Raw genomic sequence first — 13,887 nt, forward strand, 5'->3', positions numbered from 1 at the left:
TCCGCTGAGTTTCAGCTGAGTTGGCGGCCGCCATCCACGTGCAGGGTGTGGCCGGTGACGAAGCTGGCGTCGTCGAGCAACCAGCGCACCGCCTCGGCGATTTCGTCCGGCGTGCCGATCCGCGCCAGCGGCGTGCGCGCAAGCAGTGCCTGCTTGGCCTCGGCGGCCTTGCCTTCCTCCGGCCACAGGATCGCACCGGGCGCCACCGCGTTGACCCGCACCTCTGGCGCCAGCTCCAGTGCGAGCGAGCGGGTCAGCATCTCCAGTGCGCTCTTGGAGGCCCCGTACAGCGGGTGATTGCGCATCGGCTGCTGTGCATGCAGGTCGGTGAGGTTGACGATGGCGCCGCGGTGCTGACGCAGCTGTGCGGCGGCGGCCTGGGCGATGAAGAACGGCGCACGTGCGTTGACGGCGAACAATTCGTCCCATTGCGCTGGCGTGGCCTGGCCAAGCGCGGTGGGATAGAACGCCGAGGCGTTGTTGACCACCGCATCCAGGCGCCCGAATGCGGCGATGCAGTCGTCCACCAGCTGGGCGGGCGCCTGCGGCAGGCGCAGGTCCGCCTGCAGGGCGCATGCACTGCCCGCGCGCTGCGCGCACAACTTAGCCACGCGCGCGCTCAGCGCCTGGCCGGAGCGGTGCGCATGCAGCGCGACGCGGTAGCCGGCGGCGTGCAGCGTGGTGGCGATCTGCGCGCCGATGCGGCGGCCTGCACCGGTGATCAACACCACCTTGGAACTGTTTGTCATGGCGTACTCGCTCGGCGTTGCGGAGGGCTCGGCTATCCTGTGCATTGTCTTCGCAACCGGTGCCCGCATGCACGCCGACCTTCCCACCCCCGATCCGGACGCCCTGGCGCATAGCGAGCGGTTGGCCGCGCATCTGCGCGCCGACATCCAGGCGGCCGGCGGAGCGATTCCGTTCTCGCGTTTCATGGAGCTGGCGCTGTATGCGCCGGGCCTGGGCTACTACAGCGCCGGGTCGAGCAAGTTCGGCGAGACCGGCGACTTCATCACCGCGCCCGAGCTGGGGCCGCTGTTCGCCGCCACCGTCTCCGGTGCGCTGGCGCCGGTGCTGCAGCAACTGGGGCCGCAGGCGCGGGTGCTGGAAGTGGGGGGTGGCAGCGGTGCGTTTGCCGAGGTCACGCTCAAGCGGTTGCTGGAACTGGATGCGCTGCCGGAGCGCTATGCGATTCTCGAACCCAGTGCCGACCTGCGCGAACGCCAGCGCGAGCGCCTGGGGCGCAGCCTGATTCCGCCGGTGTTCGATCTGGTCGAGTGGCTGGATGCACCCTTCCCCGACGATTGGGACGGCGTGCTGTTCGCCAACGAGGTGATCGACGCGCTGCCTACGCCACGCTTTGCGGTGCGCGATGGGCAGGTGTATGAGGAAACCGTGGTATTGGATGCGCAGCAGCAGTTCGCGCGCGGCGAGCAGCCGGCCGATGCCTTGCTGAGCGCGGCGGTACGGCATCTGGAACGCTATCTGCAACAGCCGTTCGCCGACGGCTACCGCTCCGAGCTGTTGCCGCAGCTGCCGTACTGGATCCAGGCGGTGGCCGGCGGACTCAAACGCGGTGCGATGCTGTTCGTCGACTACGGTTACCCGCGTGGCGAGTTCTATCGTGCGCAGCGCGAGGACGGCACCTTGCGCGCGTTCTATCGCCACCGCATGCACGAGGATCTGTATCGCTGGCCGGGCCTGCAGGACCTGACCGCCTCGGTGGACTTCACCGCCTTGGCCGAGGCCGGTACCGGCGCCGGTTTCGAGCTGGCCGGTTACTGCACGCAGGCCAGTTTCCTGCTGGGCAATGGCCTGGATACCTTGCTGACCCAGGCCGATGCGCGCACCGATGAAGTCGGGCGCATGCGCCTGCGTCAGCAGGTCAAGCAGCTCACCCTGCCCAGCGAAATGGGCGAGCGTTTCCAGGTGATGGGTTTCTCGCGCGAGGTGGATTTCGCCCCTGCCTTCCTGGCTGGCGATCTCACGTGGCGGCTGTGACGGCGGCGCTGCGGCCGTTCCACCGGCCGGCGCTGTGGACGGGACTGTGGATCGCGGCGATCGTGGTGCTGATCGCGGTGTGCCTGGGACCACCACCGGAATTTCCCGAGCTGCCGTCCAACAGCGACAAGGCCGAGCACTTCCTGAGTTTCGCGCTGCTGAGTTGGGGGGCGGTGCAGTTGTTCGCAACCCGTCGCGCGCTGTTGCTGGCTGCGTTCGGGTTGGTGCTGCTGGGGATCGGGATCGAGATCGCGCAAGGCGCGCTGACCACCAATCGCAGCGCAGATCCGTACGATGCGCTGGCCGATACGCTGGGCATCCTGGCCGGGCTGTGCCTGGCATGGACGCCGCTGCGTTTTGTGATGCTGCGGATCGATCGGCGCTTGTTTGGTCCGCGTTGATTGGTTGGCAAGACGGTGGGTGTGGGGCTGCAGATTCACTGCAGGGCCCTTGCCCGCCCACCATCGCGGGACACGCTGCAAGTACGTCCTTGTAAGCTCTTACGCGGCATCCATGCCGCGTAAGGTCCCGCGACGGTGGGCGGGCAAGGACCAGTCGAGTTGGCCGGTGTGCAGAGCCTTCAATAAACAGCCAGCCAAACTGTCTGGTGCGCAGATTCCGTTCTTAATGAAGCCACCAGCCAACTGGCTGGCGCAGTGTCCTCACCGATTGCGGGACCGTTGGCGGCATGGATGCCGCCATCGAGCCCCCATGGATGGGTTAACGGCGTGTCCCGCGAGCGGTGAGGGCACCGCGCGCTCGGCCCACTCGGCTTTTGACGGTATCCGAACCCCGCCACAACGCGACACCCCGGTCGCGAAGAGCCGGGTTCGGTTATCTAGGTGGGTCATTTCAGGACGGTAGTCGTCCACCTGGGTACTGCGTAAGCATTGATCTCCGCCCTCAGCCAGGCATGCGCACTGCGCGCTCACGCAGCCATTTGGTCGCCACCCATTTTTCGCCGGCCAGCACCGGAGCCCCGGCATGCAGGCTGCGCGTCATCGGGTGCGGGCGGTCGTAGCTGAAGAACACCGCGTTACCTTTCACCGCGGCAATGTCCAGGTGCACATCGGGAAAGCGCGTGGCGCCACCGCGTTCGGGCGTGTTGAGGTACATCACCAGCGAGGCGACGCGCTGGCCACCTGCCTGCAGCAGCACCGACGTGCCGGCCGCGTCGGGCTCGAAATAATCGTAGTGCGGCCGATACTCCGCACCGGTGGCGTAGCGCAGCACCTGCAGCCCTTCGCCGTGCGCCACCGGCCAGTCGAGCAGGCGCGCAATGCGTGCCTCGATCCGTTGGCACAGCGCATCCTGGCCCAGCTGCAGGCACATGCTGTCGCTGGTGCGTGCGGCGTGCACGATCTGCGCGCCACTGCCGTTGTCCACCGTGCGCGAGCGGGCCAGGCGCGGTTGTGCGAGCGCGATCAAGGCATCGCATTCGTCATCGGACAGAAAGCCGCCCAGCACCACCACGCGCGGCAACAGCAGGCTCATCAGCACGCGCACCTGGCGGTCGCCCAGGTCCAGCAGCGAGGCATCGTCGTGTTGCAGCAGCGCGGGCACGCGCACCGGCAGCGGCAGGCCGTTGGCCTGTGCATGCCGCTGGATATGGTCGCGCAGCAGTGCCTCGACCGCGTCGATGGCGTCCTGCTCGTTCCAGCCCTGATCGATCAGCGGCTGTAGCGCCTGTTCGGGCGGCTGGCCGGCCAGTGCCTGCGCCACGATCCAGTCGGCCAACGGGGTGGGGATTGCGGTGGATGTCATCCCACTACAGTGCATGCCGACCTGTGTCATGCATATGTCAAATGTGTCGCGGTAAGACAAATGCAACAGACGGCCCCTATAAAGGTGACGGGGATCTTGAACGTGCTCGCCACTGCAGTGAGCGGAACGCAACCAATTCTTGACGACTCCTCTTCATACCGGACCTTTTGACCTGGAGATCAGCCGCATGTCCGTTCGCAACAGCAGCAAGACACTACTCATGACCTTTGGTACCGCACTGGCGCTGTCGGCCTGCGGTGGCGGTGCCGACCGTGTCGCTTCGCCGGGCGAGGGCGCGTTTCCGCCCGCACCGGCACCCGCGCCGACCCCGGCGCCCACGCCTGCACCGACGCCTGCACCGGCACCGACCGGCCCGGCCGCCGATTGCCCGACGGGTTTCTCCAACGTCGGCACCATCGCCAACAACACCTTGCGCGCCTGCCAGCTGCCGGAAACCGTCAATGGCAATCTGGTCGTGCCTGCGCGCGCCGGTACTGCGTATTCCATCAGCGGCCGCGTCAACGTCGGTACCGACCGTGGCGGCAACGCCACCGCGCCGGCTGCTGGCAGCGTGCAGGGCATCCTGACCATCGAGCCTGGCGTCACCCTGTACGGTTCCTCGGGCAGCGACTACATCGTGGTCAACCGCGGCTCGCAACTCTTTGCCGAAGGCAGCGCCACCGCGCCGATCGTATTCACCGCACGCCAGGCGCTGGAAGGCCAGGTCAACGCCAACACCATCGGCCTGTGGGGCGGCATCGTGGTGCTGGGCCGCGCGGCGATCAACAACTGCCCGGGCACCACCGTGTCCGGCACGCCGGAGTGTCAGGCGCAGGTGGAAGGCACCAACGCGTTCTATGGCGGCAACAGCGCCACCGACAACAGCGGCTCGATGCGCTACCTGCGCGTGATGTATTCGGGCTTCGAAATTTCGCCCAACAACGAGCTGCAGGGCATCACCCTGGCCGGCGTGGGCAGCGGCACGCGCCTGGACTACGTGCAGATCCACAACAGCTCCGACGACGGCATCGAATGGTTCGGCGGCACGGTCAACGGCAGCCACGTGGTCATCACCGGCGCCGACGACGATTCGCTGGATACCGATGCTGGCTGGAGCGGTGCATTGCAGTTCGGCATCGTGGTGCAGCGCGCCGGCGGCGGCGACCGCATGAACGAGTGGAGCAGCCTGCGTCGCCAGCCGTATTCACGCCCGAAGGTGGCCAACTTCACCTATGTGGGCAATGCGCGCGCCGGTGCGGCAATCATGCTCAACCAGGGAACGCAGGCCGCGTTCTACAACTCGGTGTTCACCCGTCCGGCCGGCGGTACCGGCGATGGTCTGGTGTGTCTGAACATGGCCGACACCGACACCACGGGCACCTTCCACTCGGTGTTCTTCGCCTGCCCGACGGCCTTCGGTAGCGATCCGCGCGCGGCCACCCAGTTCGCAGCCGGCACCAACAATGTCGCCAACGGCGTGTCCACGTTGCAGAACACCTTCGTCAATGGCGCCAACGAAAGCGCCGTGCCGGCCTTCCAGGGCTTGAACGGGGTGAGCAGCTTCTTCCAGCAGGTGAACTACATCGGTGGCGTGCGTGATGCCAACGACACCTGGTGGCAGGGCTGGACCTGCGGCCTGACCGCCGATCGTCCCTGCTGAGGCACGGCATCGCGCGGCGGCCCGATGCCGTCGCGCGATGCGTCCCGCTTCATCTTTCTGTTGCCAGGGCTCCCACGATGCGAACCTCCACTGTTGCCCGTCTCTCGCGGACGGGCCTGTCTCTTTCCATTTCCACCTTGCTGATGTCCGGCGCCGCACTGGCGCAGTCGACCACCAGCGATGCCGCCGGCGGCAGCAGTTCCAGTGCCGCCATTGCGCCCAAGCAACTCGACCAGGTCGTGGTGCGCGGCGAATACATTCCCGAACCGATGCTGCAGACCTCCGAAGTGGCCTCGTTCGTCACCCGCCAGGACATGGAGCGCACCGGCGACAGCAGCGCTGCGGTGGCGCTGACGCGTGTGACCGGCCTGAGTCTGTCGCGCGGCAAGTATGTGTATGTGCGCGGCCTGGGCGAGCGCTATTCGTCTGCGTTGTTCAATGGCTCGCCGTTGCCCAGCCCCGAGCCGATGCAGCGCGTGGTGCCGCTGGACCTGTTTCCCAGCGACGTGCTGCAAAGCGTGACCGTGCAAAAGACCTATTCGGCCGATTATCCCGGCGAATTCGGCGGCGGCGTGATCGATCTGCAATCGATGACGGTGCCGGACAAGCCGTTCCTCTCGCTCACCGTGGGCGGCGGCGCCAATAGCGTCAGCACCGGCGAGAAGGGCCTGACCTATTACGGCTCCGGCGATGACGAGTGGGGCTTTGATGACGGCGCGCGCAAGCAGCCGGGCGCGTTGCGCGATGCCATCGCCAGCGGGCGCCGCGTGGACCTGGGCAATTTCTCGCGCGATGACATCCGCCGCATCGGGCGCAGCATGAACAATGCCAACCTGTACGTGCTGCAGGAAAAGGACAGCATCGACCCGGACGTCAATGTGGGCGCCAGCGCCGGCTACAGTATGGAGATCGGCGAAGCCAAGCTGGGCATCCTGGCGGTGGCCAGCTACGACAACGAATGGCGCACCCGCACCGGCAAGCAGCAGGACGGCATCTTTGTCGGCGATAGCGTGGAGTTCAATTCCAACTACGATTTCGCCACCACCCGCAATAACGTGCGCAGCAACGGCATGCTCGGCCTGGGCTGGGAGTATGGCCGCCACACCATCGGCTGGACCACCCTGTATGTGCACGATGCACTGAAGGTGGCGCGCAGCCGTGCCGGCCGCGATGAGCTGGCCGGTTTCGATGTGCGCGATGACAACACCGAGTGGTACGAGCGCCAGCTGATCAACAACCAGCTGCTGGGCTCGCATGCGTTCGGCGAATACGACGACCTCAAGATCGAATGGCGCGCCGCGGTGGCCAACGCCAGCCGCGATGTGCCCTACGAGACCGGCATCCGCTACGAGTTGCTGGATGGTTACTGGGCGCACGACGCCTCCCGCGTGCAGAACTACACCCGCTTCAGCAAGGTCGACGACAAAGTCGCCAGCGGCGGCGTGGATGTGACCTGGCGCCTGCCGATCGAGCACGACATCACCGTCAAGAGTGGTCTGGCGTATCTGGACAACGACCGTACCGCGTGGAGCCGCGAGTTCCGCTTCCTGGCGCTGGATGGCCCGTTGCCGTTCCTGAATCAGTATCAGCGCGTGGACTACCTACTCTCCGACTACAACCTCAGCAACGATCTGCTGCGGCTGCGCGAGACCACCGGCAGCTTCGGTGCGGCGGCCTACGACGCGACCTTGAAGGTCAAGGCGGCATACCTGCAGATTGAGGGCGAGATCGTGCCGACCCTGCGTGCCACCGTCGGCGTGCGTTACGAAGACGCCACGCAGGCGGTGCATCCGTACGACATCTTCAGCGGCATGCGGCAGGACAGCGTGGCGCCGCTGCAGAACAGCTACGCGCTGCCGTCGGCCACGGTCACCTGGAACTTCGCCGACAACCAGCAGTTGCGCTTTGGTGCCTCCAAGACCATCGCGCGGCCGCAGTTCCGCGAAATGGCGCCGCAGCAGTATCTGGACCCGGATATCGACCGCCAGTTCTTCGGCAACCCGTTCCTGGTCGACAGCGAGCTGGTCAATCTGGATGCGCGCTACGAATGGTTCTTCGAGCCGGGCCAGTACGTCACCGTCGGTGCGTTCTACAAGGACATCGACAAGCCGATCGAAGCCATCGTCAACGACGCGCCCGGCGGCGGCATCGTGCAGAGTTTCATCAATGCGCCCAAGGCCAACCTCTACGGCATCGAGCTGGAGGCCAAGAAGTATGTGGACCTGCCGATCGCTGCCGACTGGTGGGGCGACAAGCGCATGTTCGTCTCCGGCAACTACACGCGCACCAAATCCGAGGTGAGTGCCAGCGCCGGCGACACCGTGCAGCCGTTCGGCTTCAGCGCGCCGGTGCAGGCCAACCTGTTCATTCGCGATGGCTCCGCACTGCAGGGGCAGTCGGACGACATCGCCAACCTGCAGATCGGAGTGGAAAGCGAGAGCACCAACAGCCAGGCCACCCTGATCGCCAACTACGTCGGCGAGCGGGTGTCGGCGCGTGGCCGCCCCGGCCAGCCGGACTACATCGACAAGCCGGGCACTTCGCTGGATCTGGTGATCAAGAAAGGCCTGGTCTGGTCGGGCGATACGCTGTCGGTGAACTTCGCCGCACGCAATTTGCTCAAGACCAAGTACCAGGAATACCAAAAGGTGGGCAGCAACCGGGTGGACCTGTACACCTACCAGCCCGGCATCAGCTATGACATCAGCGTGACAGCGCGCTTCTGATCGGCGGCGCGCAGGAACATACGCAAACGCCCGCTGTGCCATGCACGGCGGGCGTTTGCGTTTTTTGCCGTACATCGGCATGTGTCGGCCTGTGTCATGCGTTTCTTCGAACTGACACATTGCTGCCGCATTCTGTCATCCGTTCGCAATCCTCAAGACGGATGTCTGCTTTGCAGCGCGTGTTGCCCTCGTTGAATACCGTCATGTCGCTGCGCGGTGCGCGCACGGCCGTGGCTTGCGTGCTGGCCGTGTTGCTGGCCGTGCAGGCGCTGCGCCTGGTGTGGCTGGTGGTCACGCCGATCGGCCCGGTGGGCGCGCACCAGCCTGCCACCGAGGCGACATCGGATCTGTCTGCGCTTGGCCGCGACGTGTTCTACCGCACTGTCGGCGACGTCAGCAGCGATGGTGTCGTGCTGCATGGCGTGCGCGCGGGCGGAACCCACGCGGCGGCCTATCTCAGTGACGGCGAGGGCGGGCAGGGCGCCTACCGTGTTGGCGATGCGGTGCTGCCCGGTGTGGTAGTGCAGGCGATCGCTGCCGACCATGTGCTGCTGCGCACCGGTAGCGGCGTGCGCCGCCTGGCGTTGACCGATGCCGCGCCGCAGGTGCCCGCCTCCACGGCACCGCTAGCGGGCACGACAACAGCAGGCACGGCCGCTGCGGTGACGTCGAACGTGGGGAACGTGGCCAATGCCGCCGCTGCCGCTGGCGTGGATCCGCAGCAGCTGCTGAACACCGCCGGGCTGCGCGCAAGCGAGGACGGCAGCGGCTTCACGATCATGCCGCGTGGCGATGGCGCGCTGCTGCGCCAGGCCGGCCTGGCAGCCGGTGATGTGCTGACCCAGATCAACGGCCGCACCCTCGATGCCGAACACCTGCGCGAGTTGCAGGACGAACTGCGCGGTGGCCAGGCGGCCACGCTGACCTATCGCCGCAATGGCCAGACCCACACCATGACCTTGAAGCGCCCGCAATGACTGCCGCTCGTCCTCTCTGGCTGCTCTCGGCCACGTTGTTGCTTGCACTGCCCGTCATGCCGGCCGTCTCGCTGCGCGCGGCCGATGCCCCGGCGGTGCGCCTGCAGGATGTGGATCTGCGCGCCTTCATCCAGGATGTCTCGCGCGCCACCGGCATCACCTTCATCGTGGACACGCGCGTGCAGGGCACGGTGAACGTGGCGCGCGCGCAGGCCATGTCCGAGGCCGATCTGCTGGGCATGCTGCTGGCGGTGCTGCGTGCCAATGGCCTGATTGCGGTGTCCAGCGGCCCATCCACCTATCGCATCATTCCCGACGACACCGCCGCGCAGCAGCCTGGCAGCGCGGCCAGCGCCAACCTGGGGTTTGCAACGCAGGTGTTCACCCTGCAGCGCGTGGATGCGCGCAGCGCGGCAGAAATCCTCAAGCCGCTGGTCGGCCGCGGCGGGGTGATCATGGCGATGCCGCAAGGCAATAGCCTGTTGATCGCCGACTACGCCGACAACCTGCGGCGCATTCGCGGGTTGGTGGCGCAGATCGATACCGACCGCGCGGCGATCGACACGGTGGCCTTGCGCAATAGTTCCGCGCAGGAACTGGCGCGCACCTTGACCTCGTTGTTCGGCCAGGCCGGCGAGCGTAGCGCGGTGCTGTCGGTGTTGCCGGTGGAGAGCAGCAATTCGCTGATCGTGCGCGGCGACCCGGCGCTGGTGCAGCGGGTGGTGCGCACCGCGGTGGATCTGGACGGGCGCGCCGAGCGCCGCGGCGATGTCAGCGTGGTGCGCCTGCAGCACGCCAGTGCCGAACAGCTGTTGCCGGTGCTGCAGCAGCTGGTCGGGCAGACGCCCGGCAACGAAGCGCAGCCCGGGCAGGACACGCGTTCGACTGCAGTGGATGTGGCCGCGGCGAGCGGCGCTGCGCAGACGCAGGTGATTGCACCGGCAACAGGCAAGCGCCCGGTGATCGTGCGCTACCCCGGCTCCAACGCCCTGATCATCAATGCCGACCCGGAGACCCAGCGCGCACTGATGGATGTGATCCGCCAGCTGGACGTGCATCGCGAGCAGGTGCTGGTGGAAGCGATCGTGGTGGAGATTTCCGACACTGCGGCCAAGCGCCTGGGCGTGCAGCTGTTGCTGGCCGGGCGCAACGGCACCGTGCCGTTGATCGCCACGCAGTACAACGGTGCCTCGCCGGGCATCGTGCCGCTGGCCGCAGCGGCGGCCGGTACGCGCAGCGGCAATGGCGATGACGATTCGGTGCTGGAGCAGGCGCGCAACGTGGCCGCGCAATCCCTGCTGGGTTTGAGCGGCGGCCTGATCGGCCTGGCCGGGCAAAGCAACGATGCGGTGTTTGGCATGATCATCGATGCGGTCAAGAGCGACACCGGCTCCAACCTGTTGTCCACGCCCTCGATCATGACCCTGGACAACGAACAGGCGCGCATCCTGGTGGGCCAGGAAGTGCCGATCACCACCGGTGAGGTGCTGGGTGCGGCCAACGACAATCCCTTCCGCACCATCCAGCGCCAGGACGTGGGCGTGGAGCTGGAAGTGCGCCCGCAGATCAACACCGCCGGCGGCATCACGCTGGCGATCAAGCAGGAAGTCTCGGCCATTGCCGGGCCGGTCAGCACGCAGTCGTCCGAGCTGGTCTTCAACAAGCGCCAGATCGAAACGCGCGTGGTGGTGGAGAACGGTGCCATCGTCGCGCTCGGCGGCCTGCTCGACCAGAACGATCGCCAGACCGTGGAGAAGGTGCCGTTGCTGGGCGACGTGCCGGGCCTGGGTGCGTTGTTCCGGCACAAGTCGCGCAACCGCGACAAGACCAATCTGATGGTGTTCATCCGTCCCACCATCATCCGCGATGCGGCCGATGCGCAGCGCATGACCGCGCCGCGCTACACCTACCTGCGCGATCGGCAGCTGGCCGATGGCGACCCGGAGGCCGCGCTCGATGCGCTGGTGCGCGACTATCTGCGCGCGCAGCCGCCGCAGCTGCCGGCGGGTCCAGCGTCGGTTGCATCGCCACCGGCGGCGACGCCTGCGCCCAGCGCACGTCCCGTGCAGCGTTGATGCCATGAACACCGCGCGCGCCAGCATTTCGTACGCATTCGCCAAGCGTCACGGCGTGGTGTTGCTTGGCAGCGACACTGCCGCGCACATCGGCCTGCGCGAGGGTGGCGATGTGCAGGCCTTGATCGAGCTGCGCCGTGCGCTCGGCATGCCATTGCAGGTGCGCACGTTGGCGCCGGCGGTGTTCGATCGGCATGTATCGGAGATCTACGCCGATGCCGGGCTGGAGCAGGGCGTGCAGGTCGAAGCGCTGGACCTGCATGGCAGCCTGGATGCGTTGATCGACGACATCCCCACCGCCGATCTGCTCGACAGCCAGGACGATGCGCCGATCATTCGGCTGATCAACGGCATCATCGCCGAGGCCGCGCGGCTGGGCGCCTCCGACGTGCATCTGGAATCCTACGAATCGCGCCTGCGCGTCCGCCTGCGCGTGGATGGGGTGATGCGCGAGGCGGCCACCTTGCCCGGCCGTATCGCGCCGCTGCTGGTGTCGCGGGTCAAGGTGATGGCACGGCTGGACATCGCCGAAAAACGCATTCCGCAGGACGGCCGCGTGTCATTGGTGATGGGTGCCAAGGCATTGGACGTACGCGTGTCCACCCTGCCGACGCGCGGCAGCGAGCGGGTGGTGTTGCGTATCCTGGACAAGGAGCAGGGCAGCTTGTCGCTGGCACAGCTGGGCATGCCGCCGGCAGTGATGCATACCGTGCAGCGCGCCTTGCAGGTGCCCAACGGCATCGTGCTGGTCACCGGCCCCACCGGCTCGGGCAAGACCACCACGCTGTATGCAGCGCTGAGCCTGCTCAACGATGGCTCGCGCAACATCCTCACCGTCGAAGACCCGGTGGAATACGCCATCGATGGCGTCGGCCAGACCCAGGTCAACGCACGCGTCGGCATGACCTTCGCCGCCGGACTGCGCGCCATCCTGCGCCAGGACCCGGACGTGGTGATGATCGGCGAGATCCGCGACACCGAGACCGCGCAGATCGCGGTGCAGGCCAGCCTCACCGGCCACCTGGTGCTCTCCACCGTGCACACCAACGATGCGGTCGGCGCGGTCACGCGCCTGCGCGACATGGGCATCGAGCCGTTCTTGCTGGCTTCCAGCCTGCGACTGATTCTGGCGCAGCGGCTGGTGCGGCGCTTGTGCATGCAATGCCGCAGTGCACGGCCGATCGACGCCGGAACGGCCCAACTGTTGGAAGCGCCGGCCGATGCGGCGATCTACACAGCGGTGGGCTGCAACGCCTGCCACCACAGCGGATACGTCGGGCGCGTGGGCATCTACGAGGCCATTGCGGTGGACGATGCGATGCGCCGCCTGATCGGCGACAACGCCGATGAAGACGCATTGGCTGCGGTGGCCTTTGCGCGTGCACCGCGGCTGGGCGATGCCGCACGCGCGGCCGTGCTCCAGGGCCTGACCACGCTGGAAGAAGCGCTGCGCGTCACCCGCCAACAGGAAGACGCGTATGCCGCAGTTTGATTACACCGTGCTCGATCTGCGCGGGCGCAACCGGCACGGCGTCATCAGTGCCGACAGCGTGCACAGCGCACGTGCGCAGCTGGAACAGCGGCAATGGGTGCCGGTGCGTGTGGAGGTTGCGGCTGCGACCGCCAGCACGGCTGCGCGCGCAGCGCGCTTCAGCGGCAAGGATCTGGTGCTGTTCACCCGCCAGCTCGCCACGCTGGTGGAAACCGCACCGCTGGAGGAAGCCCTGCGCACCATCGGCACCCAGTCCGAACGCCGCGGCGTGCGCCGGGTCACCGGCCAGACCCATGCGCTGGTGGTGGAAGGGTTTCGCCTGTCCGATGCGATGGCGCGCCAGGGCAACGCATTTCCGCCGCTGTACCGGGCCATGGTGGCCGCCGGCGAAAGCGCGGGTGCGTTGCCGCAGGTGCTGCAACGACTGGCCGATCTGCTCGAACGCCAGGCGCAGGTGCGCAGCAAGTTGCAGTCTGCGCTGGTCTACCCGGCGGCGCTGGCGTTGACGGCCGGGGCGGTGGTGATCGTATTGATGACTTTCGTCGTGCCCAAGGTGGTGGACCAGTTCGATTCGATGGGGCGCGCCTTGCCCTGGCTGACGCGCGCGGTGATCGCGGTGTCGAACTTCCTGCTGCATGCCGGCATTCCGCTCCTGGTTGCGCTGGTGATTGCCGCAATCGCTGCACTGCGGCTGCTCAAACGCCCGGCACTGCGGCTGGCAGCAGATCGCGCCATCCTGCGCGCGCCCTTGCTGGGGCGCCTGATCCGCGACCTGCATGCCGCGCGCATGGCGCGCACGCTGGCGATCATGGTCAACAGCGGCCTGCCGCTGATGGAAGGGCTGATGATCGCCGCACGCACCGTGGACAACCGCGCCTTGCGACTGGCCACCGACAGCATGGTCAGCGCCATCCGCGAAGGCGGCAGCCTGGCCGCGGCGATGAAGCGCGCGGGCGTGTTCCCGCCCACGCTGCTGTACATGGCCTCCAGCGGCGAGAACAGCGGGAGGCTTGCGCCGATGCTGGAGCGCGCCGCCGATTATCTGGAGCGTGAATTCGAGTCGTTCACCACCGCCGCGATGAGCCTGCTGGAGCCGGCCATCATCGTGCTGCTCGGTGGCGTGGTGGCGGTGATCGTGCTGTCGATCCTGTTGCCCATCCTGCAATTCAACACCCTGGCGCTCGGTTGAGCG

The 13,887-nt window shown here is 67.0% G+C and carries 10 protein-coding genes; 8 read left to right on the plus strand and 2 right to left on the minus strand.

Features of this window, described 5'->3' with window-relative positions; translation table 11 throughout:
- Positions 1 to 11 precede the first annotated feature (11 nt).
- Positions 12 to 749, minus strand: coding sequence for a pteridine reductase (locus HG421_RS01780; RefSeq protein ID WP_169704675.1), 738 nt, complete (start codon positions 747 to 749; stop codon positions 12 to 14).
- Here HG421_RS01780 and HG421_RS01785 point away from each other — a divergent pair.
- Together HG421_RS01785 and HG421_RS01790 are read left to right on the plus strand one after the other, a co-directional pair.
- Entirely contained in the window at positions 748 to 2,001 is a 1,254-nt protein-coding gene (locus tag HG421_RS01785; RefSeq protein WP_211161769.1) for a class I SAM-dependent methyltransferase, read from the plus strand. The two genes, HG421_RS01780 and HG421_RS01785, sit on opposite strands and share 2 nt — an antisense overlap.
- Positions 1,989 to 2,402: a VanZ family protein gene (locus HG421_RS01790; RefSeq protein WP_169704678.1), complete on the plus strand. Its 414-nt coding sequence runs from the start codon at positions 1,989 to 1,991 to the stop codon at positions 2,400 to 2,402. Before HG421_RS01785 ends, HG421_RS01790 begins: the two co-directional genes overlap by 13 nt.
- Before the next feature lie 502 nt (positions 2,403 to 2,904).
- On the opposite strand, the gene HG421_RS01795 is transcribed toward HG421_RS01790, so the two are convergent.
- Positions 2,905 to 3,765, minus strand: coding sequence for a 2OG-Fe(II) oxygenase (locus HG421_RS01795; protein WP_169704680.1), 861 nt, complete (start codon positions 3,763 to 3,765; stop codon positions 2,905 to 2,907).
- Positions 3,766 to 3,952: 187 nt separating this feature from the next.
- Between HG421_RS01795 and HG421_RS01800 the strand changes: the two genes are divergently transcribed.
- The 6 genes from HG421_RS01800 to gspF all read left to right on the plus strand — a co-directional run bounded on the left by HG421_RS01800 (position 3,953) and on the right by gspF (position 13,884).
- Positions 3,953 to 5,425: a hypothetical protein gene (locus HG421_RS01800; RefSeq protein ID WP_169704682.1), complete on the plus strand. Its 1,473-nt coding sequence runs from the start codon at positions 3,953 to 3,955 to the stop codon at positions 5,423 to 5,425.
- Between the two features lie 77 nt (positions 5,426 to 5,502).
- On the plus strand, positions 5,503 to 8,151 hold the full coding sequence (locus HG421_RS01805; protein WP_169704684.1) for a TonB-dependent receptor domain-containing protein: 2,649 nt from the start codon (positions 5,503 to 5,505) through the stop codon (positions 8,149 to 8,151).
- Between the two features lie 161 nt (positions 8,152 to 8,312).
- Entirely contained in the window at positions 8,313 to 9,128 is an 816-nt protein-coding gene (locus HG421_RS01810) for a type II secretion system protein N (RefSeq protein WP_169704686.1), read from the plus strand.
- Positions 9,125 to 11,203 carry a type II secretion system secretin GspD gene (gene gspD, locus HG421_RS01815; RefSeq protein ID WP_169704688.1) on the plus strand — a complete coding sequence of 693 codons (2,079 nt, stop codon included), beginning with the start codon at positions 9,125 to 9,127 and terminating at the stop codon, positions 11,201 to 11,203. The genes HG421_RS01810 and gspD overlap by 4 nt, the downstream gene beginning before the upstream one ends.
- On the plus strand, positions 11,148 to 12,695 hold the full coding sequence (gene gspE / locus HG421_RS01820) for a type II secretion system ATPase GspE (protein WP_169704689.1): 1,548 nt from the start codon (positions 11,148 to 11,150) through the stop codon (positions 12,693 to 12,695). Before gspD ends, gspE begins: the two co-directional genes overlap by 56 nt.
- Positions 12,682 to 13,884 carry a type II secretion system inner membrane protein GspF gene (gene gspF / locus HG421_RS01825; protein ID WP_169704691.1) on the plus strand — a complete coding sequence of 401 codons (1,203 nt, stop codon included), beginning with the start codon at positions 12,682 to 12,684 and terminating at the stop codon, positions 13,882 to 13,884. Before gspE ends, gspF begins: the two co-directional genes overlap by 14 nt.
- The last annotated feature ends 3 nt before the right edge of the window (positions 13,885 to 13,887 follow it).

This window comes from Xanthomonas campestris pv. badrii (genome assembly GCF_012848175.1).
In the GTDB taxonomy this organism is placed as follows: Bacteria; Pseudomonadota; Gammaproteobacteria; order Xanthomonadales; family Xanthomonadaceae; genus Xanthomonas; species Xanthomonas campestris_C.